Raw genomic sequence first — 24,253 nt, forward strand, 5'->3', positions numbered from 1 at the left:
ACAGGTACTGCACTGGCTTTGAATCTTGTGCGATGCCTGTGGGAGCGGGCATGCCCGCGAAGATGCCCTTGAAGGTGTTACTGAACCAACGGGCTAGCCGCCCCATCGAGCAAGATCCCACGAATGTCAGCCTGGCCAATCAGGCTCCCCAAGTACTGCCCCACCGCCACCTGCCACACCCGCTGGTCCAGCTCGGCACGAATCGCTTCGCGCACTACCTCGAATGGCAGCGCACGCCCTTCGATGCGCTGGTCGACCCACACCAGGTGCACCCCATAACGGCTTTCCAGCGGCTGCTTGGCCAAGCCCAATGGCAAGCGCAGCAACTGCCGCTCGAACTCCGGCACGGTCTGCCCCTGGCTGATCTGCCCCAGCGCGCCGCCCTGCTCCCTGGATGGGCAGCCGGAGTGGGCCAGGGCCAGTTCGGCAAAGCGCGAGCCATCCTCGCCCAGCTGGGCGAGCAGTGCCGCCCCCTGCGCCCTGGCCTGGCTGCGCCCCTCGGCATCCTCCGGCGCGCAGGCCAGCAGGATGTGCCGTACGGCCAGCAGCGGCGCGCTGGCATAGCGTTCGCGGTTGCTGTCGAAGTAGTGCCGGCAGATCGCCTCGTCGGCGCTCGGCAGCGGCAGCTCCCGCTCGATCAGCAGCCGTGTCAGCGCCTCTTCCTCGCTCTCGCCGTCGGTGCACTCGGCCTCCAGGCCCAGTTCGGCGATGCGCTGCAACAGCAGCTCCCGCACCACCAGCGCCTGGCTGGCGAGGAAGATCGCTTCTTGGCGGTCCTGCGCCGGGTGATACTGCAATTCCCGGGCAATGGCGTCGCCGGCAATGGCCACGCCGTTGACGGTAATGCGCGGCCACTGTTGTTCGCTGCTGGCAATCAATGCTGAAGCTTGCATGGTTGTATCCCCTCCTCAGCCTTTTTGCCGCACGATCTGGTAGCGCCGGCCCAGGTACCACACCGGGGCACTGACAAAGTGCACCAGGCGGGTGAACGGGAACAGCACGAACAGGGTCAGGCCCAGTGCCACATGCAGCTTGTACACCAGGCCCACTGGGGCGATCGCCTGTGCGGCCAGCTGCGGCTGTAGGGTCACGGTGTATTGCGCCCAGTCGGCCAGCATCACCATCACCGAGCCATCCAGGTGCTGGGTGGAGGCGACGATGGTCATCAGCCCGAGCGACAACTGCGCCAGCAGCACTATCAGGATCATGATGTCGGAGAAGCTGGAACTGGCCCGCACCCGTGGGTTGAACACGCGGCGGTGTAGCAACATGATCAGGCCGAAGAAGCACAGGATGCCGAAGACGCCGCCCGATACCATTGCCAGCAGCTGCTTGTCGGCCGTGCTGATGAAGCGGTGATACACCGCCTCTGGCGTCAGCAGGCCAACGAAGTGGCCGGCGAGGATGAACAGCACGCCGACGTGGAACAGGTTGCTGGCCACGCGCATGTAGCGCTGGTCGGCCGGGGTCTGGCTGAACAGCTGGCTGGAGCCGGCCTTCCAGCTGTACTGTGACAGGTCGAAGCGCGCCCAGCTGCCGATCAGGCAGACGGCAAGGGCAATATACGGGTAGACCCCGAACACCAGCAGGTTGACGTTAGGCATTGTTTACCTCCCGGGCCGGAGCCTCCGACCCGCCTTGCTTGAAATCGACCCAGTGCAATGGCACTGGCACCTCTTCACGCGCCTTGCCCGGCGCCCGTGGCTGGCTCGGGCAACGCTCTTGCTGCTCGGCCTTGAGGAAGTCCACGGCCTCCTCCTCCCAGACCTTGTCCATGGCCTCCAGCGAGTCGTCGCGCGGCTCTTCCACCACCCGCTCGCGGGCAGCTTCCATCACCGCCTGCGGGTTCACCCCGGCAATCTGCAACAACGCACGCAGGCAAGCGGCGTAACGGCTGTCGCGTTCCTCCAGGCGTGCGGCCAGCAACGCCAGCAGGTGGGCCACGTCAGCCAGGCCCTCGCGGGCGCTGAGGTCGTCGCAGGTGGAGAGGTATTCCAGGTACAGCGGGATGTAGTCGGGCAGCTCGCGCACACCGATGGCGAAGCCGGCCTCTTCGTATTGGGCCATCAGGTCGACCATGGCCTGGCCACGATCGCGCGACTCGCCATGCACATGCTCGAACAGCAACAGCGACACGGCACGGCCACGCTCGAACAAGCCGTCATAGCGCGCCTGCACCTCCATGAAGTCGTCGCCAGCCAGTTCGTCGAGCAGGCCGCGCAGCGCGGCACGCTGCGCCGGGCTGATTTCGCGGGCGGCGTCGATGGCCGTTGCCAGTTCTTGGTAGCCCTGGATCAACGCCTCGTCGGGGTAGTCGAGCAGCAGGGCAATCACCTTGAGAATGCGCATGCTCATTTCTCCCACAGCTGAACGGTCTTGAGCACATCACGGCGGTTGGCCTTCTTCGCCCCGAACATGTTGCTGTCGGAACTGCCGCCACAACCACTGCCGAAGCTGAAGCCGCAGCCGGAGCGTTCGGCGAACGCGTCGCTCATGACCTCTTCGCGGTGCGCCGACGGCACCACGTAGCGGTCTTCGTAGTTGGCAATAGCCAGGTAGCGGTACATGTCTTCGCACTGGGCCTGGGTCAGGCCGACCGACTCCAGCACTTGCAGGTCACGCACGCCGTCCACTTGCTCGGCGCGCTTGTAGGCGCGCATCGCCAGCAGGCGCTTGAGGGCCAGGCGCACCGGTTCTTCGTCGCCGGCGGTCAGCAGGTTGGCCAGGTAGCGCAGCGGAATGCGCAGGCTGTCGACGTCCGGCAGCGCGCCGTCCATGCTCACGCTGCCGGCAGCGGCGGCGTTCTGGATCGGCGACAGTGGCGGCACGTACCAGACCATCGGCAAGGTGCGGTATTCGGGATGCAGCGGCAACGCCAGCTGCCAGTCCACCGCCAGCTTGTATACCGGCGATTGCTGCGCAGCCGTGATCACCGACATCGGCACGCCATCTTTCAATGCCTGCTCGATGACCTTGGGGTCGTTGGGGTCGAGGAAAATCTCCAACTGCATGCGGTACAGGTCCTGTTCGCCCGGCGTGCTGGCCACTTCATGGATGCGGTCGGCGTCATACAGCAGCACACCCAGGTAGCGGATGCGGCCCACGCAGGTTTCCGAGCACACGGTCGGCATGCCGGCTTCGATGCGTGGGTAGCAGAAGATGCACTTCTCGGACTTGCCGCTCTTCCAGTTGAAGTAGATCTTCTTGTACGGGCAGCCGCTGATGCACATGCGCCAGCCGCGGCACTTTTCCTGGTCGATGAGGACGATGCCGTCCTCTTCGCGCTTGTAGATCGCGCCGCTCGGGCACGAGGCCGCGCACGCCGGGTTCAGGCAGTGCTCGCACAGGCGCGGCAGGTACATCATGAAGGTGTTTTCGTACTCACCGTAAATATCCGCCTGCACCTGGTCAAAGTTCTTGTCCTTGCGCCGCTTGGCAAACTCGGTACCGAGGATTTCTTCCCAGTTCGGGCCCCATTCGATCTTCTCCATGCGCTGCCCGGAGATCAGCGAACGTGGCCGCGCCACCGGTTGGTGCTTGGCCTGCGGTGCGCTGTGCAGGTGCTGGTAGTCGAAGTCGAACGGCTCGTAGTAGTCGTCGATGCCCGGCAGGTCGGGGTTGGCGAAGATGTTCGCCAACACCCGGAACTTGCCGCCGATGCGTGGATTGATCGAGCCGTCGCGGTTGCGTACCCAGCCGCCTTTCCATTTGTCCTGGTTTTCCCATTCCTTGGGATAGCCGATGCCAGGCTTGCTCTCGACGTTGTTGAACCAGGCGTATTCCATGCCTTCGCGGCTGGTCCAGACGTTCTTGCAGGTGATCGAGCAGGTATGGCAGCCGATGCACTTGTCCAGGTTCAGGACCATGCCGACTTGCGAACGAATCTTCATGGCTATCTCCTCAAATATCCTTGGGCAGTGGCTGTGGCAGGGCATCGCCGCCCAGGCCGCCGACATCGGTGTCATCCAGCCAGTCGACCTTGCTCATCTTGCGCACCACCACGAATTCGTCGCGGTTGCAGCCGACCGTGCCGTAGTAGTTGAAGCCATAGGCCTGCTGGGCGTAGCCACCGATCATGTGGGTGGGCTTGAGCACCACGCGGGTCACCGAGTTGTGGTGGCCACCACGGGTCTTGGTGCTCTCGGCCCCGGGCACATTCACGATGCGCTCCTGAGCGTGATACATCATCACCATGCCTTCCTTGACCCGCTGGCTGACCACTGCGCGGGCGGTGAGCGCACCGTTGGCGTTGAAGCACTCGATCCAGTCGTTGTCCTCGATGCCGACCTTTTTCGCGTCGACCTCGGACATCCACACGATCGGCCCGCCACGGCTCAGGGTGAGCATGATCAGGTTGTCGCTGTAGGTGCTGTGGATGCCCCACTTCTGGTGCGGGGTAATCCAGTTCAAGGCAATCTCGGGGTTGCCATTGGGCTTCTTGCCCTTCACGTAATCCACGGTGCGGGTGTTGATCGGCGGGCGATAGCTCTGCAGCTGTTCACCGAAGGCCTGCATCCACGGGTGGTCCTGATAGAACTGCTGGCGGCCGGTGATGGTGCGCCACGGGATGTATTCGTGGACGTTGGTGTAGCCGGCGTTGTAGCTCACGTGCTCGTCTTCCAGGCCCGACCAGGTCGGGCTGGAGATGATCTTGCGCGGCTGCGCCTGGATATCGCGGAAGCGAATCGCCTCGTGCTCCTTGGGTGTCGCCAGGTGGCTGTGGTCGCGGCCGGTGAACTCGGACAGCGCAGCCCAGGCCTTGACCGCCACGTGGCCGTTGGTTTCCGGGGCCAGACTGAGGATCACCTCGGCTGCATCGATGGCCGATTCGATCTTCGGCCGGCCCTGGCTCACGCCTTCGTCGCGGACGGTGTGGTTCAGCTCGCCGAGGAACTCCACTTCGTGATCGGTGTTCCAGTTGATGCCCTTGCCGCCGTTGCCCAGTTTGTCGAGCAGCGGGCCGAGCGAGGTGAACTTCTTGTAGGTGGCCGGGTAATCACGCTCGACCACGGTCATGTTCGGGCAGTTCAGGCCTGGTACCGGGGCCACGCCGGCGGTTTTCCAGTCGCTGCCGCCGAACGGCTGGGCCAGCTCGCCAGGGCTGTCGTGCAGCAGCGGTACGGTAACCAGGTCCTGTTCCACGCCCAACTGGCCTTCGCTCATGGCCGAGAAGGCCTTGGCGATACCCTTGTAGATCTCCCAGTCCGAACGCGCTTCCCAGGCCGGGTCGATGGCTGCCGACAGCGGGTGGATAAACGGGTGCATGTCCGAGGTGTTCATGTCGTCCTTTTCGTACCAGGTCGCGGTCGGCAGGACGATGTCGGAATACATGCAGGTCGACGACATGCGGAAATCGAGGGTGGTGACCAGGTCGAGCTTGCCGATGGCGCCCTCTTCCACCCACTCGGCCTCGCTCGGCTTGAAGCCGCCGCGCTTGCCGAGGTCTTCGTTCATCACGCCGTTGCGCGTGCCTAGCAGGTACTTGAGCATGTACTCGTGGCCCTTGCCCGAACTGCCCAGCAGGTTGGAACGCCAGATGAACATGTTGCGCGGGAAGTTGGCCGGGTTGTCCGGCTGCTCGCAGGCAAAGCGCAGCGAGCCATCCTGCAGCGACTTGAGCACGTAGTCCTTGGTCGGCATGCCCGCAGCGGCGGCGTCACGGGTGACCTGCAGCGGGTTGCGGTTGAGCTGTGGCGCGCTGGGCAGCCAGCCGGCGCGTTCGGCGCGGATGTTGTAGTCGAGCATGTGCTCGGGGAACTGTGCCTTGTCTGCCAGCGGCGAGAGCACTTCGTGAATGCTCATCTTCTCGTGGCGCCACTGCGAGCTGTGGTTGTAGAAGAAGCTGGTGCCGTTCATCTGCCGTGGCGGGCGGCTCCAGTCCAGGCCGAAGGCCAGCGGCAGCCAGCCGCACTGCGGGCGCAGTTTTTCCTGGCCGACATAGTGGGCCCAGCCACCGCCGGTCTGGCCGACGCAACCGCAGAGCATGAGCATGTTGATCAGCCCACGGTAGTTCATGTCCATGTGGTACCAGTGGTTCATCGCCGCGCCGACGATGATCATGCTGCGGCCATGGGTCTTGTCGGCGTTGTCGGCGAATTCGCGGGCCACCTGGATCGCCTTTTCGCGCGAGACGCCGGTGATCCGCTCCTGCCAGGCCGGGGTGCCGGGCACGCTGGCGTCGTCGTAGTCACTGGCCACATTATTGCCGCCCAGGCCACGGTCGATAGCGAGGTTGGCGGCCATCAGGTCGAATACCGTGGCCACCTTGGCCTGACGGCCGTCGGCCAGGGTCAGGCTGCGTACCGGCACACGGCGCAGCTGGATATCGTCGCCAGGGGCGGCCGTGAAGTGCTCGTGGTACTGGCCACCAAAATAAGGGAAGGCCACCTCCACTGCTTCACCCTCGTCAAGCAGGCTCAGGCGCAAATCGGTAGGGCGGCCTTCGCCACCCTCGCGTGCTTCGATGTTCCACTTGCCTTTTTCGCCCCAGCGGTAGCCGATGGCGCCCTGTGGCGAAACCAGGCCAGCGCTGATGTCGTCGACGGCGATGGTTTTCCATTCGGGGTTGTTGGCCTGGCCAAGGTTGTCGGCCAGGTCCGAGGCACGCAGGAAGCGGTCGGCGCTGTAGCCATCGGCGCGTTCCTCCAGCAGCACCAGCATCGGCAGGTCGGTGTACTGTTTGGCGTAGTCGCGGAAGTAGGCGCTCGGCGTGTCGAGGTGGAACTCCTTGAAGATCACGTGGGCGAAGGCCTGGGCCAAGGCGGCGTCGGTGCCCTGCTTGGGGTTCAGCCACAGGTCGGTGAGCTTGGCCACCTCGGCATAGTCCGGAGTGATGGCCACGGTCTTGGTGCCCTTGTAGCGTACTTCGGTGAAGAAGTGCGCATCAGGGGTGCGGGTTTGCGGGACGTTGGAACCCCAGGCGATGATGTAGTTGGCGTTGTACCAGTCGGCCGACTCCGGCACGTCGGTCTGTTCGCCCCACACTTGTGGCGAGGCCGGCGGCAGGTCGCAGTACCAGTCGTAGAACGAAAGGCACACCCCGCCGATCAGCGACAGGTAGCGGGCACCGGCGGCGTAGCTGACCATCGACATGGCCGGGATCGGCGAGAACCCCACCACGCGGTCCGGGCCGTGCTGCTTGACGGTGTGCACGTTGGCGGCAGCGATGATCTCATTGACCTCGTCCCAGCTCGAACGCACGAAACCACCCATGCCACGCTGGCTCTTGTACGCCTCGGCCTTGACCGGGTCGTTGACGATGCTGGCCCAGGCTTCGACCGGTGCCAGGCTACGCCGGGCCTCACGCCATAGCTTGAGCAGCGGCTTGCGCACCTTGGGGTACTTCAGGCGGTTGGCGCTGTAGATGTACCAGCTGTAACTGGCGCCCCGTGGGCAACCGCGTGGTTCGTGGTTGGGCAGGTCGTTGCGCGTACGCGGGTAGTCGGTCTGCTGGGTTTCCCAGGTGATCAGGCCGTTCTTCACGTAGATTTTCCAGGAACACGACCCGGTGCAGTTCACCCCGTGGGTGGAGCGCACGATCTTGTCGTACTGCCAGCGCGACCGGTAGACGTTTTCCCAGTCACGGGATTCCTTGCGGGTTTCACCGTGGCCGTTGGCAAACTCACCTTGTTTGCGCTTGAAGAAGCGCAACTGGTCGAGAAGGTGACTCATGTTCAATTCCTCTCAGGCTGAGCGCGGCTGCCCGCGCTCGTAATCAAGTCGTCGGGCCCGGTCAGCAGGGCGTCTGCGCGCCTTTGCGCGCGTACCACCACCAGGTCACCAGGATGCAACTGACGTAGTACGCGACGAACGCATACAGCGCTGCTTCCGGGCCACCGGTCAGGGCGATGGAGCTGCCGAAGCTCTTGGGGATGAAGAAACCGCCGAAGGCGCCCACGGCCGAGCTGAAGCCCAGCACCGCGGCCGACTCCTTGCCCGCCTCGCGCAGCGCCCGCTCGCACTCGGCCGGCTGGGCCTTAGCGCTGGCGCGTTCGTGCAGGGTGCGGAAGATCACCGGGATCATGCGGAAGGTGGAGCCGTTGCCGACGCCGGTGGTAATGAACAGCACCATGAACATGCTGAGGAAGCCGAAGAAGTGCCCGGCCTCGCCGGCCCGTGGCAGGAAGGCGATGACGCCGAACACCGCGGCGATCATCAGCACGAAGTTCCACAGGGTTACCCGGGCCCCGCCGAGCTTGTCCGAGACCCAGCCACCCAGCGGCCGCGCCAGGGCGCCGACCAGCGGACCGAGGAAGGCGAACTGCAGCGCATTCACCTGCGGGAACGAGGTCTTGGTCAGCAGCGGGAAGGCGGCGGCAAAACCGATGAACGAGCCGAACGTGGCCAGGTACAGCCAGCACATCAGCCAGTTGTGCTTGCGCTTGAAGATCACCGCCTGCTCGCTGAACGAAGCGCTGGCAGACTTGAGGTCGTTCATGCCGAACCAGGCCGCCAGGGTGACCAGGGCAACCAGTGGCACCCACACAAGGCCGGCGTTCTGCAGCCACATCGCGCTGCCGTCGGCCAGCTCACGGGGCTCGCCACCGGCGGCGCCGAACAGGCCGACACCGATCACCATCGGTACCAGGAACTGCATGCCCGATACACCCAGGTTGCCCAGGCCGGCATTCAGGCCGAGGGCCGTGCCCTGCTGGGCCTTGGGGAAAAAGAAACTGATGTTGGACATCGACGAGGCGAAATTGCCACCGCCAAAGCCGCACAGCAGGGCAATGATCACGAACACACTGTAGGGCGTATCGGGGTCTTGCAATGCCATGCCCATCCACAGCGCCGGGATCAGCAACGAGGCGGTACTCAGGGCAGTCCAGCGACGGCCGCCGAATATCGGCACGATGAACGAGTAGAACACCCGCAGGGCGGCGCCTGACAGGCCCGGCAGCGCCGCCAGCCAGAACAGCTGGTCGGTGCTGAAGGCAAAGCCTGCGGCGTTCATGCGTACGATCACCGTGCTCCACACCATCCACAAGGCAAACGCCAGGAACAGCGCAGCGATGGAAATCCACAGGTTGCGGTTGGCGATGGCCTTGCCGGTCGCGTTCCAGAACTGCGGGTCTTCCGGGCGCCAGTCTTCGATCACCGGCCCGGGGCGGGCCTGGCGGCCCAGGGCGGGGTTGTTGGATGCCGACATGGTCAGTCTCCTCAAGGGTTCAGGAATCGGAATGCTTGGCGCCCAGCACCGCTGTCTGGCGCACCTCGCTGAGGTACATCCAGATCAGCGAGACCCAGACGACGCCGTACAGGAGCATGAAGCTGGAACTGCGCACGCCGGTCAGGTCGACCAGCGCGCCGAACAGGATCGGCAGCACGAAACCACCCAGGCCACCGGCCAGGCCGACGATGCCGGACACCGCGCCCATGCGATCGGGGAATTCGTTGGAGATGTACTTGAATACCGAGGCCTTGCCGAACGCCCAGGCCACGCCGACGACGAACATCAGCGCAGTGAACACCCAGACGTTGAGGCCGATGTGAAAGCTGCGCGGGCCATTGACGGTTTGCAGGGTGATGTCGGTTTGCGGGTATGAGAGCAGGAACAGGCACACCCAGCTCACCCACATCACCCACCAGGTCACGCTCTGCGCGCCCCAGCGGTCGGACATCCAGCCACCAACCGCGCGCAGTACCCCGCCCGGCAGCGAGAAGCAGGCGGCGAGCAAGGCAGCGTTCTGCAGGCTGAAACCATATTCGCCGACGTAGTACTGGGTCATCCACAGGGCCAGGGCTACATAGCCGCCAAAGACGATCGAGTAATACTGGCAGTAACGCCATACTCGCCGGTCTTTCAGCGTGGCGAGCTGCTCGCGCAGCGAGACGCTGGCGGCCACCCGGTGGGACTTGTCGTCATAGGTGAAGAACCAGAACATCACGGCGGTGACGAACAGGATCGCCGAAAACGCTTTCGGTACCATCTGCCAGGTACTGGCGGCGATGATCGCCGGGGCCAGGAACTTGGTCAGCGCCGAGCCCGCGTTGCCGGCGCCGAAGATACCCATGGCAAGGCCCTGACGGGAGGCGTCGAACCATTTGGCGACGTAGGCGATACCCACCGAGAACGAGCCGCCGGCCAGGCCGACGAACAGGCCCAGCACCAGGAACTGCCAATATTCGTGGGCATCGCCGATCAGGTAGATCGGCAGCACGCACACCAGCATCAGCAGGAAAAACACGATGCGCCCGCCAAAGCGGTCGCCGAGCATGCCCAACGGCAGGCGCACCAGCGAACCGCTGAGCACCGGGGTCGCGGCCAGCAGGCCGAACTGGGTTTCGTTGAGGTCGAGCAGATCCTTGATAGGCACACCCAGCACCGCGAACATCATCCATACCATGAAGCAGATGGTGAAAGCGGTCGTACTCATCCCGAGCACCAGCCCCTGTTGTACGTTGCGTTGCATGTTGAACGCTCTCCAGGGCGACATTTCAGGCGCAGGCTAGAAGCACGGCGGCCGGCCGCGATTGACCTGCATCAAGGTGCATAGGCGGTCGGCTGACCTACCATGTAAGCGGCTACCACCAAAGTGGTAGTGTTTTTAAACGCCTATTAATCCTTTTGTATCAATAAGTTAAGCGATGTTGTAGGAAGCCTCTGACAACGGATAAACACACCGGCATTCTTTGGAGGTAGCACCATGTTGAGCTGGCTGAAAAGCTCGTTGCCCGCCCGTGCCGGGCTGGCAGTGGTTCTGTTGGCCGCCCTCAGCCTGGCCAGCACATTCAGCGCCGTGATGATCGCCCGGGTGAGCGAGAACGATGCCGCCGCCATGAACACCGCCGGTTCCTTGCGTATGGCCACCTACCGCCTGGACTGGCAGCTGGAAGCCAACGCCGCCCCGGCGGTGCTCGAACAACTGCGCGATGACATGCAGCAACGCCTGCAGAGCCCGACCCTGGCGCACATGCTCGATGAGGGCGACCACAGCCCGGTTGGCAAAGCCTTCGCGCAAGTGCTCGGGCACTGGCAAACCCAGCTGCTGCCGGCCTTGCAGGCCAATGACAAACAGCTGTTTCAGCAACAGGCCGAGCGCTTCGTCGGCCACCTCGAAGATTTCGTCCTGCAGCTGCAGAAGCAGAGCGAGCGGCGCCAGGGCTGGCAACAGAACATCCAGGGCGCCGCGCTGTTGATCACGGTCGTCATCCTGCTGATCGGCCTGTATGAATTGAACAGCGGCGTGATCGCCCCCTTACAGGAACTGGTGCGCGCCACCGAGCGCTTTCGCGCCGGCAAGCTCGACGCGCGCATTCGCCATCGCTCCAGCGACGAGCTGGGGCAGATGGCCGACAGTTTCAATTCCATGGCCGATGCCATCGAGCAGTCACACCGCACCCTGGCCTCGCGCGTGGCGGAAAAAACCCAAGAGCTGGAGCAGAGCAACGCCGCCCTCGACCTGCTGTGCCACGCCAGCCGCAGCATCGCCACCCAGCCCACCAGCGCCGAGCACCTTGATGAGCTGATCGCCAGCTTCCAGCAACGCTTGCCGGGTTTGCGCCTGTCCTTGTGCCTGCATGGCGAAAGCGCGGCCGGCCATGCGCAGCTGATCGCCCTGCATGGCGACGACGGCACGCGCGAGGTCTGCGCCCCTGGCGATTGCCAGGGTTGCCAGCGCCAGTTCCTGGCCAACCGCTTCAGCCTGCCAGTCAGCTCGCAAGGTGTACTGCTTGGCGACTTGCGCGCGTATTTTCTCGATGGGCACGCGGCGCACGCCTGGGAGCGTGAGCTAATACAGGCGCTGGCTGACCTGATCGGCACCAGCTTGTCGCTGGAGCGCCAGCGCGAACGGGAAAACCGCCTGTTGCTGCTCGACGAGCGCAACACCATCGCCCGCGAACTGCATGACTCGCTGGCCCAGGCGCTGTCGTACATGAAGCTGCAGGTCAGCCGTCTGCAAACCCTGATTCGCCGTGGTGAAAATACCGAAACCCTGTTGGCGGTCAGTGACGAATTGCGCAACGGCCTGAACAATGGCTACCGGCAACTGCGTGAGCTGCTGACCACCTTCCGCCTGCAGATTCAGGACGGCGGGCTGGAGCAGGCACTGGAAGACACCGCCCACGAGTTTGCCGAACGCGGCAACCTCCGCGTACGCCTGCAACAGCAACCGCTGGCATTCACTCTGGGTGCCAACGAGCAGATCCATGTGCTGCAGATTGCCCGTGAAGCGCTGTCCAATTGTGCCCGCCACGCCAAGGCCAGCGAGGCCTGGGTGTACCTGCGCCAGGATGGCGAGCTGATCGAACTGCTGGTGGAGGATGACGGCATCGGGCTTCAGCCCGATTACGACGGCCGCCAGCACCACGGCCTGAACATCATGCAGGAGCGCGCCCGCAGCCTGGGCGGCCAGCTCAGCCTGGCACCCCGCGCCCCTCAAGGTACCCAGGTAAGGCTGCGTTTCGCCCCGGGCTTCCTGCGCCAACCTGAAACCGAGACGCAGACATGAACGTTGCTGCCCCCTATACCCTGCTGCTGGCCGATGACCATCCGATGATGCGCCGTGCGTTGCGCCAGCTGATCGAGCTGGAAAGCGACCTGGTGGTGGTCGGCGAAGCGAACAATGGTGTCGAGGCCTGCGAGCTGGTGCAACGGCTGCAGCCGGACCTGGTGGTGCTGGACAACAACATGCCCGAGCTCAACGGTGTGGAGGCGCTCAAGCGCCTGCGCGAACAGGGCTATGCGGGGCGCATTCTGCTGTTCACGGTATCGGATGCCGAGCAGGATGTGCGCGATGCCATGCGTTTCGGCGCAAACGGCTACCTGCTGAAGGACATGGAGCCAGAGCTGCTGATCGAACGCATACGCGACCTGCTGGCTGGCAGCCTGGTGGTCAGCCCGGCGCTGACCACTGTGCTGGCCCAGGCATTGCGAGCCTCACATGGCGCCAGCTCGCTTGACCTGACCGACCGTGAGCGGCAGGTGCTGAAGATGATTGCCGGGGGCTTGAGCAACAAGATGATCGGCAACAAGCTGGGAATTACCGAAGGGACGGTGAAGGTGCATGTGAAGAATCTGCTGCACAAGCTTGGTTTGCGCTCGCGCGTCGAAGCCGCCGTCTGGGCCCTGGAAAACCTGCGCTAGCCCGGGCGCTGCAATCTGTGCGTTGGTGGCCTGTGGGAGTGGCTTTAGCCGCGAACACCGGCGCAGCCGCTGCCATCCACCGCGCCGCTGCTTCGCGGGCTTGCCCGCTCCCACAGTAGACGGCGCAAGCCCGGCTGACGCTGTGCCTGTGGGAGCGGCTTTAGCTGCGAACACCGGCGCAGCCGGTGCCATCGCTCCCACAGGTGCTAGCCGACTGCGAGCTCACACCGTACCTGTGCGGCCTTGTGTGCTGGCGGCCTCGCCCAGGCCTGTGACCACCCGCCACACCATCGGCGGCATCTGTTCCGGGTCCAGGGCATCCAGCAGGTTCTTCACCGCCAGCCCCAACTCGGTATCACCCTCGATCACCAGCCGCCGCCGGAAGAACAGGGTATCCGGGTCTTCCTGCCGGCTGGCCAGCAGCAGAAACTCGCGCCAGTTGCCACGAATGGTCACGTCCACATCCCGCCGCGCGGCAACCCGCAGGCGCCTGCCGTCGCAGGTGATGCACCAGGCCAGCCCCAGGTCGCTGACCTGCAGGCGCAGCCAATGCCCGCGCAACACCGCAAACGTGCCCTGCGCCAACGGTTCGGCGAACAGCCGTGCCGCCAGCTTCTCAATCAGCATCCGCTGGCAGCCGAAGGGCACATGCCGCCCCAGCTTGAGCAAGGGCTCGCCATATTCCAGCCACCGCGTCATGCCAGTACCTCCCCTATTCGCAACATGCCCGGCCGATCGTGCCAGTAGCCGTTGCAGCCAGCGGTCGCGATAGGCGGCGCAGCACCGTCACGGACGGCGTCATAGGCGGCGATGACCGCCTGCATACCTTCGCTGCGAGGGCTCAGGCGCAGAATGTCCACGCCACTGTCGACAATACCGGCATAGTCGCTCAGCAGGTTGCAGGCCTCGCCCGACATCGTCTGGATGCCGTTGAGCACAAACAGGGCCTCGCCTTCCTGGCTCGACATAGGCAGGCCATCCGCGTACGCCTGGCAACACAACTGGCAGTCGTCCTTCGGCCGGTTCTGCGCGCGGGCGGTAAAACAACGCGCGGAATAGGCCAAAGGCAGGTGACCATAGGCGAACAGCTCCACCTCGGGCCGTGCGATACCCAGGGTGTCGAGCTGCAGCAGGCAATCCCGCAGCAGCCGCCCGGCACACTCCACTGGCGGCACCCAACGCTGCAGCCCGCACGCCGTCAACTCCTGCAAGGCGTAGGGGTTGTACAGGTTCAGCGCCGGCCCGGCGACAAACGGCAGACGGCGCTCGGCCAGCATCTGCACCGCGCCCATGTCGTTGGCTTCTACCAGCAGTTCGCCGTTCTCGCACAGGCGCTTGAGGCTCGACAGCTCCGAGGCGGCCTCTACCAGCGCCAGCCCCGACAGCACCAGTTCGGCGCCAGTGGCGGCGCGCAACTCGCGGGCCAGGCCAAGCCAGTCGTCCAGCGACAACGCCCGGCGCTTGGCGCACACGGTTTCGCCCAGGTAGATCACATCTAGTGGCTGACCGGCCATCGCTTCATAGAACGCCAGCAGTTTCGCCCGGCTCCAGTAAAAGAGCACCGGCCCAAGACTCAGCTTCATAGGCACCTCACTGCCAGGCACGATGAAAGGCACCCAGCGTGGTCTGGCTGCCTTCGGACAAGTTGGCCAGCACCTTCTGCCAACGCGGTTGCAGGGTGAAGCCGTCGCCGTCACGGGCATGGGCGTCGAGCGCTTCTCGCCACACCCGGGTCACCTGCTCGACATAGGCCGGGCTGCGTTGCCGGCCTTCGATCTTGACTGCCGCAATGCCCAGTTGCACCAGTTGCGGAATCAGCTCGAGGGTATTCAGGCTGGCAGGCTCTTCCAGCGCATGAAAGCGCTGGCCCTCCACCACGAAACGGCCTTTGCACAAGGTCGGGTAGCCGGCCGGCTCGTGCGGCGCATAGCGGTCGATCAATACCCCACCCAGGCGCGCACTCAGCCCCTCGGCATCCTCGCTCCAGCGGACCGCCTTGGCTGGCGAGCACACCCCGCACAGGTTCGGCGACTCGCCGGTGACATAGGAAGACAAATGACAGCGCCCCTCAGCCATGATGCACAGGCTGCCGAAGGCGAACACTTCCAGTGGCACCTCGCTGCGCTGCGCCACCTGGCGCACCTGGGCCAGCGACAGCACCCTGGGCAATACGGCACGGCGGATGCCGTAGCGCTGCTGATAGAACGTCAGTGCCGCAGGGTTGGTGGCAGAGCCCTGCACCGAAAGGTGCAGGTTGAGCGCCGGATGACGCCGGCTGGCGTAGGCCAGCACACCCGGGTCAGCGGCGATCAGCGCATCTACGCCGAGGTCTGCGGCCTGGTCCACGGCGCGCTGCCAGCGTGACCAGCCCTGGGCCTGGCCGTAGGTGTTCACGGCCACGTAGAGTTGCCGGCCTTTCTCGCGGATCAGCGCCAGGCCAATTTCCAGTTGCCGCTCATCCAGGTTCAGGCCGGTGAAGTGGCGCGCGTTGGTGTCATCGCGGAAACCCACGTAGATCGCGTCGGCCCCCTGCTGCAGGGCAGCCTTGAGGGCGGGCAGGCTGCCTGCCGGACATACCAGGTGCATGATGCTCCCTCTCGTAGCGGGGCGGCTCAGGCCGCCAGGGTGTCGAAACTGATGAAGTCGACGGTCTCGCCGACGCGCAACGTGCGATGGGCCTCGATCACCGCCAGGCCTTCGGCGCTGCACATGCCGCTGAGCATTGCCGAGCCTTGCCAGGCATGCGGAATCACGCGCAAACCAGCCGGTGTCGAAGTCAGCCAGGCGCGCAGGTATTGGCGGCGCAGACTGGAGCGGGGCCAATCGAACCCGGCCATGACCGGCATGGCGCGGGGCAGCACCTCGCGGCGGCCCTGCGCCCGCAACAGGAACGGCCTGGCCACCACCTGCAGGCACAGCAGTGCGGCGACCGGGTTGCCCGGCAGGCCCAGCCACGGGGTGTTGCCGATGCGGCCGAAGGCAAACGGCTTGCCCGGCTGAATGGCCAAGCGCCACAGGCGCAGCTCACCCAGCGCCTGTACGGCATGCTTGAGGTGGTCTTCTTCGCCCACCGAGACGCCACCAGAGGTAATGATCACGTCCCAGTCAGTGGCGGCCTTGCCCAGCGCTTCGCGGCAGGCACGCGCATCGTCCGGCAGCCGCCCGAGGTCGCCGACCTCCAGCTGCCAGCCACGCAATGCCGCCGCCAGGCTATGGCTGTTGGCGTCATAGATCTGCCCGGGGCGCAGCGCATCACCTGGTGCGCACAGTTCATCACCGGTGCTCAGCAAGCCCACGCGCAATGGCCGGTACACCGCGACAGAGGCGATGCCCTGGCTGGCCAGCAGCCCCAGCTCGGCAGCACGCAGCCGTTGCCCGGCCTCGAGCAGGCAAGCCCCCTGACGGAATTCTTCGCCGCAACGGCGCACGTGGTCACCTGGCCAGCAGGCTGGTAGCCACACGCCGTCATCCATCAGCCTGGCCTGCTCTTGCGGGACCACGCTATCGGCGCCGGCGGGCAGCGGCGCGCCGGTGAAAATACGCACCGCGTGGCCCGCCGGCAGCGCTTCAAGCGCCGCATCACCTGCAGCGATACGCCCGGCCAGTGGCAGCAGGCCGCCCTCGGCAGGCAGATCGGCAGCGCGCAGGGCGTAGCCATCCATCGCGCTGTTGTCCCAGGCCGGGCCCGGGCGCGGGGCGCGAATATCGTCGCCGAGGATCATGCCCAGCGCCATGTCCAGCGCCAAGCGCTCCACCGCCGGCGGCCGTGGGGCCTGCTCCAGCAGTTCGGCGATGGCCTGGTCGACCGGGCGCAGGTTGTCGTGGCCACACATATAATCGTTCATGAGCGGCTCCCGCAGGCGGTCATGGGTTGTTCGGGCAGCAGCTTCAGGTGCGGGACGAAATTGCACGGCTTGGTACGGCAGTCGAGCTGCTTGCGCAGGATCTCGTTCCAGCCTGTGCGGCAGGCACCCGGGGAGCCCGGCAGGCAACACACCAGTGTGCCGTTGCTCAGCCCGGCCAGGGCACGGGACTGCAGGGTCGAGGTACCGATTTCTTCCAGCGAGATCTGCCGGAACAGTTCGCCGAAACCTTCCACGGTCTTGTCGAGCAACGGCTCGACGGCCTGGGGAGTATTGTCGCGCGGGGTAAAACCGGTACCACCGGTCAGCAGCACCACCTGCACCATCGGGTCGGCCACCCAGGCGCAAACCCGCGCGCGGATCTGCCAGATATCGTCGGGCACCAGGGCCCGGTCCTGCAGGACATGGCCAGCCTCCTGCAGGCCATCGACCAACGTCTGCCCTGAGCCATCGGTGGCCAGGGTGCGGGTGTCACTGATGGTCAGCACGGCGATGCGCAGTGCCTGGAACTCGCTGAGTGCAAGGTGAGCCATGACGGCGCCCTCATCGGAATGTCAGCGCGCAGCCTGGGCCTGACACAGCGCCACGCCCATTCCTCGAAGGAGGTACCACCCGGGGTAGATGCAGCAATGCTTGATTTCGATCAACCCTGGGCCAGGCATGAGACGTACGCTCAGGGCAGGCACCCCCAGAGGGAAGCACACCATGGCGAAGAAATTTCCTGTAAACCCCAGCCACCCCGAACGCATCTGTTGGGGGTGCGACCTGTACTGCCCGGCGAAGGCGCTGGCCTGTGGCAATGGCGCGAGCCGGACCATGCACCCGGCGGAACTGTTTGGCGAGGATTGGGACAGTTTCGAGGACCGGCTGGAGAAGCCGCTCGACCCGGAGCAAGAGGCAGGGCCCAGGTGAAAGGGCCGGCCCCCACAGGTACCTGACAAGGCCTGAAGCCTGCCGGGTACCTGTGAGCGCCGCCTTGTGTCGCGATGGGCTGCAAAGCAGCCCCTTGTCCGATCAGATCAGGATCAGAAGATGCTGATCGGGTACTCGACGAATACGCGGACTTCGTTACCGTCGTCGTTGTAACCGTTCTGCTGCACGGCGTTGTTGGTACGCACGAACGAGCTACGCAGCTTGATCGACAGGTCCTTGGCCGGGCCGTCCTGCACCACGTAACGGATCTGGTTGAAGATCTCGCGCTCTTTACCTTCGCCGAAGCCCTGCGGGTTGGCGACGTTGCGGGTATTGATGTTGTCACCCACCACGTAGGCCAGCTTGTAGGTCAGGCCCGGAATGCCGTAGGCACCGAAGTCCAGGCCGTAGCCCAGCTGCCAGGAACGCTCGTCTTCGGCGTTGAAGTCGGACCAGTACGAGTTGGCCAGGTAGATGGTCGAACCACCGTCACCCACGCCACCGGCGTTCTGGTACCAGCCGTAGTTGTAGCCAGTGCTGCCGGTGCTGCGCTGGTGGGCGATGGTGAACGAGTGCGCACCGTAGGCGTAGGTGGCGGCCAGGCTCCAGATGGTGTTGGAGTCGCCGTTCAGCTCTGCGCTCTTGACGAACTTGTTGTCGATGTCCGACTTGTAGCCGTTGAAGTCCAGGGTCAGGGACTGGTCGCTGGCGATCGGGAAGACGTAGTTCAGGCCCAGGTAGTGCTTCTTCATCACGTCTTCGTTGTCGGCGGTGTACAGCGAAGCGGTGAAGTTGTCGGTGAACTTGTAGCTGCCACCGAGCACGTTGATCGACTTCAGGCCACCACCGTCACGGCGCTCGGCGCTCTTGCGCGCTTCCTGGGTGAAGCGGCCGGCGTTCAGTTCCAGGCCCTGGATTTCCTTGGAGGTGATCAGGGTACCGGTGAAGCTTTCTGGCAGCAGGCGGGCGTCGTCGTACTGCAGCACTGGCAGTGCCGGCATCTGGTCACCGTACTTGAGCACGGTGTTGGAGATGCGGAATTTCACTGCAGCGCCACCACGGGCGAGGTTGTGCGGCGAGTTGGCGTTGCCGTTCTCGTCCTTGAAGTCCGAAGGCTTGAAGAAGTCGACACCAGCGCCACCGTTGTGGCCCTTGCCGCCGTCCAGACGCACGGCGTACAGGCCGAATGCGTCGACGCCGACACCGACGGTGCCCTGGGTGAAGCCGGAGGAGAAGTTGGCGATGACGCCCTGGCCCCATTCGATCTGGTCGTCGGTGCCGTGCTTCTTGTCACGATTGATGTAGGCGTTGCGCAGCAGGACGTTGGCGTGGCTGTCCTCGATGAAGCCCTTGCTATCGGCCTGGTCATTGGCCTGTGCCTGGGTCGCGGCGATCATCGCCAGGGCGACCAGGCTGATCCTGGTTTTCAACATGTTGTTTTCCTTGTTCCTAATCAAAAACGCTCTGCAAATGACGCCAGGAACCAACGCCCCTTCGTAGGTTCGACGCTATGCGGATCCAGACTGGAAGGCCTGCCGGTTATCACCCGGCGGCTCTGGCAGCTGCGTGGCCACGAGGGTGGCCAGCAGGCGTTGGCCGAATCCTAGCCGTGCGCGTTTACAAATGTCAAAAAATCGTGAAATGAAGGTTGATATAACCAAAATCGGCGGCTACTTCAGTGCATTTCCATAAAGGGCTGCGCTATCAGCGGGCAATTTATCCTGGGCGGAATTGGCTTTCTGACCGAACGGATAATTTCCTGCGCGGCAGGGCAAACGCTGCTGCCAGCGAGCAACCCGATATGATGGATTTTTACAAACAGACACACATGTAGAAACAAGTCATTTCAAATAGCCATGCAATAGCAAATGGCAAGCATTACCATCCGCACTTCTTTTTCACTTGCTCGATCCGGATGTGCCCATGCTTGTACCCTGCCGTCTCTCCCCCCTGCCCTTTGGCCTGTCGTTGCTGTTCAGCGCCGGCCTGGCCAGCGCTGCCACTACCACCCTGCCGGAACTCTCGGTTACTGCCGACAGCGAGCGCGACAAGGACAACCCGCAGGTCCGCGAGGTAAGCACGGCGACCCGCACCGCGACGCCGCTGCGCTATGTGCCGCAGGCTATCGACACGGTGAAGACTGCCAATGTGCTGGATTACGGCAGCAATACGCTGGGCAAGGCGCTGGAAGGCATCCCGAACGTCAGCAGTGGCGCGGATACCCGTTTCGACAGCGTGCGTATTCGCGGCTTCGAGGCCAGCAACGATTTCTACCTGGACGGCATTCGCGACGACAGCCAGTACATCCGCGACCTGCATAACATCGAGCGTGTCGAAGTGCTCAAGGGGCCGGCGGCGGTACTGTATGGCCGTGGGAGCCAGGGCGGTATCGTCAACCGGGTCAGCAAGGCGCCGGAGCCCGGCCGCCGCTCGACCCTCGAGGCACAGGCCGGCAGCGAAGACCTGCGCAGCCTGTATGCCGACCTCAGTGCCGACCCCAGCGACACCGTGAGCCTGCGCCTGAACATGGGCAACCAGGACAACAACAGTTTCCGCGACGGCGTCCACGGCAGCCGCCAACTGTTCGCACCGTCGCTCAGTTGGCAGGTCAACCCTGACCTGAACTGGCTGGTGCAGTATGAATACAGCCGCTACAACCGCACCCCGGACCGCGGTATCCCCGGGGCCAACGGTCGCCCGGCCAACGTCAGCCGCAGCACTACCTACGGCGACCCGCGCGACTACATTGACGACCACGCCCAGTCGCTGCGCTCGCGCCTGAACTACCAGCTGAACGAAACCTGGCAATTGCGCCATACCCTGGGCCTGTTCAAGCTCGACAGCGAGTTCGACAACACCTACGTCACCCACTACAACGCCAGCACCGACACCCTGACCCGCCAGCGCTGGCAGCAAGACCTGAACACCCGCAACCTGTTCAACAACCTGGAGGCCGAAGGTGATTTCGACACTCTGGGCCTGGAGCACAAGCTGTTGCTGGGCCTGGAGATCGGCAACCAGAAGCGTGACCCCGTGCTGTATAAAGCGCCCGACCAGCAGCTCGGTGGCAACCTGGCGCTATGGAGTGACAATCACACCGTGGTCGATAGCCGCGGCCTTTACCTGCAGGACCAGATCCGCCTGAACGATCAGTGGCAGGTGCTTGCCGGTGTACGCTTCGACCAGTTCGAAGTGCAGACCACGGACAAGGATGGACGCCGCGAATCACAGGACAGCAACAGCACCAGCCCACGCCTGGGTGTGGTCTACACACCGTGGCGCGACCATTCGTTCTATGCCTCGTGGAGCAAGACCTTTTCGCCAGTTGGTGGCGGCCTGATCGGCATCACCCCGCAGGCGAAGGGCAACACCAACGACACCAAGCCAGAAGAAACCCGGCAGAAAGAAATCGGCGTGAAGAGCGACTGGCTTGACCAGCGCCTGACCACCACGCTGGCCATTTACGAGCTGGAGTTGTACAACCGCCGTACCCGCGATCCGCTGGTACCGGAAAACATCCTGCTCAGCGGCCTGCAGCGTTCGCGCGGTATCGAGCTGACCGCCACCGGTAACATTATGGGCAACTGGTATGTGCGCGGCGGCATCGGTCTGCAGGATGCGACCATCGTCAAGGACAACAACGGCCAGCAAGGCAACCGCATCAATGACGTGGCCAAGCGCAATGGCAGCCTGTTCATCACCTGGAAGCCGCAACTCGGCTGGTACGCCGAGACTGGCCTGACGCTGGTGGGCGAGCGTTATGCCGATAACCAGAACACCACGGTATTACCGGGTTATGGCCGTTGGGATGCATTGGCGGGGTACCGCGCGCAGGACTGGGATGTGCGAGCGGCGCTGAGCAACATTGCCGACAAGACCTACTACAGCTCGGCAACCAGTGCGGCGCAGATCCAGGTGGGTGACCCGCGCAGCCTGGTGGTGACTGGCAGCTACAGCTTCTGATACCTGGCGAATGTACCGGCCCCTCACGGCTTCAGCCGCGAAGGGCCAGCACCGGTTCAATCAATCAGTGCCACACCGCCATCAGCGCCTGCATTTCTGCTTCGCTGATCAGCCCTTGGGGATATCGTCCGGCAAGCAGACGTCGTGGGTCGGTCGTCCTGACCCTGATGCTTCCATGGTGTTTCAACCACTTCGCCACAAGCTTGAGCGACTGGTGATTCACTGCCGATGGGCGCAAAGCCGACTCACTTGCTGCGTTCATTTCTACACGTACTCCCTGGCCCGTGGACGGCAAATTTACTTATGTATTGTTACAGATCTGATCGCGCGGCCTGGCCGAGCTATCCGATCTGGCTATCCCTTTGAAATCAATACAAAACATATGCCAGCACGGCCCACCGGACATCGCCTGGAAATAAAAAAGGCCCGTCAGGTGACGGGCCTCTTCTTTCACGGTGCGGTCAACGCTTGACCGGCGCCGGCTGCTGCTGGGTCAGGCAGTGGATATTGCCACCCCCCAGCAACAGTTCACGACCGGGGATCATCACCACTTCATGGTCGGGGAAAATCTTCTCCAGGATCGCCCTGGCCTCGGAATCCGCCGGGTCGTCGAAGCTTGGCGCAATGATGCCACCGTTGACGATCAGGAAGTTGACGTACGAACCGGCCAGGCGCACCGACGGGTCACGCTCCTGGCTGCCGGCCACGTGGTCGACACCGGCGCACTCTTCAGCGGTGGCGAACAGCGGGCCCGGGATCGGCATCTTGTGCACGATGAACTCACGGCCCTTGGCGTCGCGGGTGTTCTTCAGCACCTCCAGGGCCGCGTGGCAGCGCGCGTAGTTGGGGTCGTTGGAATCATCGGTCCAGGCCAGTAACACTTCGCCCGGGCGCACGTAACAGCAGAAGTTGTCGACGTGGCCATCAGTCTCGTCGTTGTACAGGCCATCCGGCAGCCAGACCACGGTATCCACCGCCAGATGGTCGCGCAGTACCGCTTCGATCTGCTCGCGGCTCAGGTGCGGGTTGCGGTTGCGGTTGAGCAGGCATTCCTCGGTGGTGATCACGGTGCCTTCACCGTCGACATGGATCGAACCGCCTTCGAGCACGAAGCCTTCGGTGTGGTAGCGCTGGCAGCGCTCCATTTCCAGCACCTTGGCCGCCAGTTCCTCGTCGCGGTTCCACGGCGCATACAGGCCGCCATCGAAGCCGCCCCAGGCATTGAAGCCCCAGTCCACCCCGCGCACTTCGCCCTGGTCGTTGATGACGAAGGTCGGGCCGGTGTCGCGCACCCAGGCGTCATCGTTGCTGATTTCGACCACACGGATGTTCGGCTGGTCGAGTTGGCGACGGGCGTTTTCGTACTGGCCAGCGGAAACCGCGACGGTTACCGGCTCGAAACGGGCGATGGCCTTGGCCAGGGTCACATGGGCAGCCTGCGCCGGCTTGCCGCCCAGGCGCCAGTTGTCCGGGCGCTCGGGCCAGACCATCCACACCTGGGTTTGCGGGGCCCACTCGGCGGGCATGTGGAAACCATCGGCACGGGGGGTGGAGTTGAGGGTTTTCATGGTTGACCTCTGTGGGGGCCCTGAGCCGGACTGTGCTGGGGCGTTTGTGCATTTATAACCGATATATATCGGCATTTGAAGCCCGTCAATCCGAAAACAATTGGCATGAAGCGCTGCTAAACCGATAACAATCGACAGACGACCTGCCATCAGCCCGAACGGACCGGATATCTACCCTAGCTCGCCCCTGCTGAACCCTTGCCACGCCGGGCGGACAAAACCGGCAACAACGGCTAGCGTCAATACGTAGGCAAACCGGCCAGCGATCCAACATGAATATCATCCCGACCGCCATCACCGAAGTGCTGATCATCGAGCCGAAGGTTTTCGGTGACAGCCGTGGTTTCTTCTTCGAAGCATTCAATGCCCGTGAGTTCGCCCGGCTGGCCGGAGTGACCACGGCGTTCGTCCAGGACAACCATTCGCGCTCCATCAAAGGCGTGCTGCGTGGCCTGCATTACCAGGTGGAAAACACCCAGGGCAAGCTGGTGCGCGTGGTGCAGGGAGAAATCCGTGACGTTGCCGTGGATGTGCGCAAGCGCTCGCCCACCTTCGGCCAGTGGGTCGCGGTGGACCTCTCGGCCGACAACCATCGCCAACTGTGGATTCCACCCGGCTTTGCCCATGGCTTCGCAGTGATGAGCGACGCCGCCGAGTTCCTGTACAAGACCACCGACTACTACAACCCGGCCGCCGAGCGCTGCATCCGCTGGGATGACCCAGACCTGGCGATCGACTGGCGGTTGACCCAGCCACCAATACTCTCCGACAAGGACAAGGTCGGCCAGCCATGGGCAGAGGCGGAACTGCTGCCTTAACTAGCGCATAATTGCGTCAGACTTTTCTGGCGCCTTTACGTG

At 63.9% G+C, this 24,253-nt stretch carries 20 protein-coding genes; 5 read left to right on the forward strand and 15 right to left on the reverse strand.

Features of this window, described 5'->3' with window-relative positions:
* Window positions 1-77 precede the first annotated feature (77 nt).
* The 7 genes from ACLEJP_RS07150 to ACLEJP_RS07180 form a co-directional block, all read right to left on the reverse strand.
* Window positions 78-893 (reverse strand): peptidylprolyl isomerase, encoded by an 816-nt coding sequence (locus ACLEJP_RS07150; protein ID WP_440805116.1) that lies wholly within the window; start codon window positions 891-893, stop codon window positions 78-80.
* Window positions 894-908: 15 nt separating this feature from the next.
* Window positions 909-1,604 (reverse strand): respiratory nitrate reductase subunit gamma, encoded by a 696-nt coding sequence (narI, locus tag ACLEJP_RS07155; RefSeq protein ID WP_440805117.1) that lies wholly within the window; start codon window positions 1,602-1,604, stop codon window positions 909-911.
* Window positions 1,597-2,349, reverse strand: coding sequence for a nitrate reductase molybdenum cofactor assembly chaperone (gene narJ, locus ACLEJP_RS07160; RefSeq protein WP_440805118.1), 753 nt, complete (start codon window positions 2,347-2,349; stop codon window positions 1,597-1,599). Before narJ ends, narI begins: the two co-directional genes overlap by 8 nt.
* Before the next feature lie 2 nt (window positions 2,350-2,351).
* Window positions 2,352-3,890 carry a nitrate reductase subunit beta gene (gene narH, locus ACLEJP_RS07165; RefSeq protein ID WP_440805120.1) on the reverse strand — a complete coding sequence of 513 codons (1,539 nt, stop codon included), beginning with the start codon at window positions 3,888-3,890 and terminating at the stop codon, window positions 2,352-2,354.
* 10 nt (window positions 3,891-3,900) lie between these two features.
* Window positions 3,901-7,671, reverse strand: coding sequence for a nitrate reductase subunit alpha (locus ACLEJP_RS07170; protein WP_440805121.1), 3,771 nt, complete (start codon window positions 7,669-7,671; stop codon window positions 3,901-3,903).
* A gap of 61 nt (window positions 7,672-7,732) precedes the next feature.
* Window positions 7,733-9,148, reverse strand: coding sequence for a NarK family nitrate/nitrite MFS transporter (locus ACLEJP_RS07175; protein WP_440805123.1), 1,416 nt, complete (start codon window positions 9,146-9,148; stop codon window positions 7,733-7,735).
* Window positions 9,149-9,167: 19 nt separating this feature from the next.
* Complete coding sequence (locus ACLEJP_RS07180; protein ID WP_440805125.1) at window positions 9,168-10,412, reverse strand: MFS transporter; 1,245 nt, start codon at window positions 10,410-10,412, stop codon at window positions 9,168-9,170.
* 234 nt (window positions 10,413-10,646) lie between these two features.
* On the opposite strand from ACLEJP_RS07180, the gene ACLEJP_RS07185 reads away from it, so the two are divergent.
* Together ACLEJP_RS07185 and narL are read left to right on the forward strand one after the other, a co-directional pair.
* On the forward strand, window positions 10,647-12,452 hold the full coding sequence (locus ACLEJP_RS07185; protein WP_440805126.1) for a HAMP domain-containing protein: 1,806 nt from the start codon (window positions 10,647-10,649) through the stop codon (window positions 12,450-12,452).
* Window positions 12,449-13,087 (forward strand): two-component system response regulator NarL, encoded by a 639-nt coding sequence (gene narL / locus ACLEJP_RS07190; RefSeq protein ID WP_440805128.1) that lies wholly within the window; start codon window positions 12,449-12,451, stop codon window positions 13,085-13,087. Before ACLEJP_RS07185 ends, narL begins: the two co-directional genes overlap by 4 nt.
* 222 nt (window positions 13,088-13,309) lie before the next feature.
* Here the strand turns inward: narL and ubiT are convergent, their stop codons facing one another.
* The 5 genes from ubiT to moaB are packed head-to-tail and all read right to left on the reverse strand — an operon-like array spanning window position 13,310 to window position 17,483.
* Window positions 13,310-13,786: a ubiquinone anaerobic biosynthesis accessory factor UbiT gene (ubiT, locus tag ACLEJP_RS07195; protein ID WP_440805129.1), complete on the reverse strand. Its 477-nt coding sequence runs from the start codon at window positions 13,784-13,786 to the stop codon at window positions 13,310-13,312.
* The gene (locus ACLEJP_RS07200; protein ID WP_440805131.1) at window positions 13,783-14,670 is read right to left on the reverse strand and encodes a U32 family peptidase; all 888 of its coding nucleotides are present in this window, start codon (window positions 14,668-14,670) and stop codon (window positions 13,783-13,785) included. Before ACLEJP_RS07200 ends, ubiT begins: the two co-directional genes overlap by 4 nt.
* 7 nt (window positions 14,671-14,677) lie before the next feature.
* Entirely contained in the window at window positions 14,678-15,673 is a 996-nt protein-coding gene (ubiU, locus tag ACLEJP_RS07205; RefSeq protein WP_440805133.1) for a ubiquinone anaerobic biosynthesis protein UbiU, read from the reverse strand.
* A gap of 26 nt (window positions 15,674-15,699) precedes the next feature.
* Window positions 15,700-16,932 carry a molybdopterin molybdotransferase MoeA gene (locus tag ACLEJP_RS07210; RefSeq protein ID WP_440805134.1) on the reverse strand — a complete coding sequence of 411 codons (1,233 nt, stop codon included), beginning with the start codon at window positions 16,930-16,932 and terminating at the stop codon, window positions 15,700-15,702.
* Window positions 16,929-17,483, reverse strand: a complete 555-nt coding sequence (gene moaB, locus ACLEJP_RS07215) for a molybdenum cofactor biosynthesis protein B (protein ID WP_440805136.1) — start codon at window positions 17,481-17,483, stop codon at window positions 16,929-16,931. Before moaB ends, ACLEJP_RS07210 begins: the two co-directional genes overlap by 4 nt.
* Before the next feature lie 172 nt (window positions 17,484-17,655).
* Here moaB and ACLEJP_RS07220 point away from each other — a divergent pair, with 172 nt between their 5' ends.
* A complete protein-coding gene (locus tag ACLEJP_RS07220) occupies window positions 17,656-17,862 on the forward strand; it encodes a DUF3079 domain-containing protein (protein WP_440805137.1) in 207 nt (68 codons plus the stop codon).
* Between the two features lie 113 nt (window positions 17,863-17,975).
* Here ACLEJP_RS07220 and ACLEJP_RS07225 read toward each other — a convergent pair whose 3' ends face one another.
* Window positions 17,976-19,295: an OprD family porin gene (locus ACLEJP_RS07225; RefSeq protein WP_085625974.1), complete on the reverse strand. Its 1,320-nt coding sequence runs from the start codon at window positions 19,293-19,295 to the stop codon at window positions 17,976-17,978.
* A gap of 490 nt (window positions 19,296-19,785) precedes the next feature.
* On the opposite strand from ACLEJP_RS07225, the gene ACLEJP_RS07230 reads away from it, so the two are divergent.
* Window positions 19,786-21,825, forward strand: a complete 2,040-nt coding sequence (locus ACLEJP_RS07230; RefSeq protein WP_440805139.1) for a TonB-dependent receptor — start codon at window positions 19,786-19,788, stop codon at window positions 21,823-21,825.
* A 64-nt stretch (window positions 21,826-21,889) separates the two neighbouring features.
* Here the strand turns inward: ACLEJP_RS07230 and ACLEJP_RS07235 are convergent, their stop codons facing one another.
* Window positions 21,890-22,087, reverse strand: coding sequence for a hypothetical protein (locus ACLEJP_RS07235; protein WP_085625975.1), 198 nt, complete (start codon window positions 22,085-22,087; stop codon window positions 21,890-21,892).
* A gap of 199 nt (window positions 22,088-22,286) precedes the next feature.
* On the reverse strand, window positions 22,287-23,393 hold the full coding sequence (gene aguA, locus ACLEJP_RS07240; RefSeq protein WP_440805141.1) for an agmatine deiminase: 1,107 nt from the start codon (window positions 23,391-23,393) through the stop codon (window positions 22,287-22,289).
* 272 nt (window positions 23,394-23,665) lie between these two features.
* Between aguA and rfbC the strand changes: the two genes are divergently transcribed.
* Complete coding sequence (gene rfbC, locus ACLEJP_RS07245; RefSeq protein ID WP_440805142.1) at window positions 23,666-24,211, forward strand: dTDP-4-dehydrorhamnose 3,5-epimerase; 546 nt, start codon at window positions 23,666-23,668, stop codon at window positions 24,209-24,211.
* The last annotated feature ends 42 nt before the right edge of the window (window positions 24,212-24,253 follow it).

The organism is Pseudomonas sp. SMV7, from assembly GCF_052041995.1.
Classification (GTDB): Bacteria; Pseudomonadota; Gammaproteobacteria; order Pseudomonadales; family Pseudomonadaceae; genus Aquipseudomonas.

Bases quoted from the DNA above. Each gene is read 5' to 3' on its own strand.
- ACLEJP_RS07150 (WP_440805116.1), bottom strand. From the start codon at position 893: ATGCAAGCTTCAGCATTGATTGCCAGCAGCGAACAACAGTGGCCGCGC.
- narI (WP_440805117.1), bottom strand. From the start codon at position 1,604: ATGCCTAACGTCAACCTGCTGGTGTTCGGGGTCTACCCGTATATTGCC.
- narJ (WP_440805118.1), bottom strand. From the start codon at position 2,349: ATGCGCATTCTCAAGGTGATTGCCCTGCTGCTCGACTACCCCGACGAG.
- narH (WP_440805120.1), bottom strand. From the start codon at position 3,890: ATGAAGATTCGTTCGCAAGTCGGCATGGTCCTGAACCTGGACAAGTGC.
- ACLEJP_RS07170 (WP_440805121.1), bottom strand. From the start codon at position 7,671: ATGAGTCACCTTCTCGACCAGTTGCGCTTCTTCAAGCGCAAACAAGGT.
- ACLEJP_RS07175 (WP_440805123.1), bottom strand. From the start codon at position 9,148: ATGTCGGCATCCAACAACCCCGCCCTGGGCCGCCAGGCCCGCCCCGGG.
- ACLEJP_RS07180 (WP_440805125.1), bottom strand. From the start codon at position 10,412: ATGCAACGCAACGTACAACAGGGGCTGGTGCTCGGGATGAGTACGACC.
- ACLEJP_RS07185 (WP_440805126.1), top strand. From the start codon at position 10,647: ATGTTGAGCTGGCTGAAAAGCTCGTTGCCCGCCCGTGCCGGGCTGGCA.
- narL (WP_440805128.1), top strand. From the start codon at position 12,449: ATGAACGTTGCTGCCCCCTATACCCTGCTGCTGGCCGATGACCATCCG.
- ubiT (WP_440805129.1), bottom strand. From the start codon at position 13,786: ATGACGCGGTGGCTGGAATATGGCGAGCCCTTGCTCAAGCTGGGGCGG.
- ACLEJP_RS07200 (WP_440805131.1), bottom strand. From the start codon at position 14,670: ATGAAGCTGAGTCTTGGGCCGGTGCTCTTTTACTGGAGCCGGGCGAAA.
- ubiU (WP_440805133.1), bottom strand. From the start codon at position 15,673: ATGCACCTGGTATGTCCGGCAGGCAGCCTGCCCGCCCTCAAGGCTGCC.
- ACLEJP_RS07210 (WP_440805134.1), bottom strand. From the start codon at position 16,932: ATGAACGATTATATGTGTGGCCACGACAACCTGCGCCCGGTCGACCAG.
- moaB (WP_440805136.1), bottom strand. From the start codon at position 17,483: ATGGCTCACCTTGCACTCAGCGAGTTCCAGGCACTGCGCATCGCCGTG.
- ACLEJP_RS07220 (WP_440805137.1), top strand. From the start codon at position 17,656: ATGGCGAAGAAATTTCCTGTAAACCCCAGCCACCCCGAACGCATCTGT.
- ACLEJP_RS07225 (WP_085625974.1), bottom strand. From the start codon at position 19,295: ATGTTGAAAACCAGGATCAGCCTGGTCGCCCTGGCGATGATCGCCGCG.
- ACLEJP_RS07230 (WP_440805139.1), top strand. From the start codon at position 19,786: ATGCTTGTACCCTGCCGTCTCTCCCCCCTGCCCTTTGGCCTGTCGTTG.
- ACLEJP_RS07235 (WP_085625975.1), bottom strand. From the start codon at position 22,087: ATGAACGCAGCAAGTGAGTCGGCTTTGCGCCCATCGGCAGTGAATCAC.
- aguA (WP_440805141.1), bottom strand. From the start codon at position 23,393: ATGAAAACCCTCAACTCCACCCCCCGTGCCGATGGTTTCCACATGCCC.
- rfbC (WP_440805142.1), top strand. From the start codon at position 23,666: ATGAATATCATCCCGACCGCCATCACCGAAGTGCTGATCATCGAGCCG.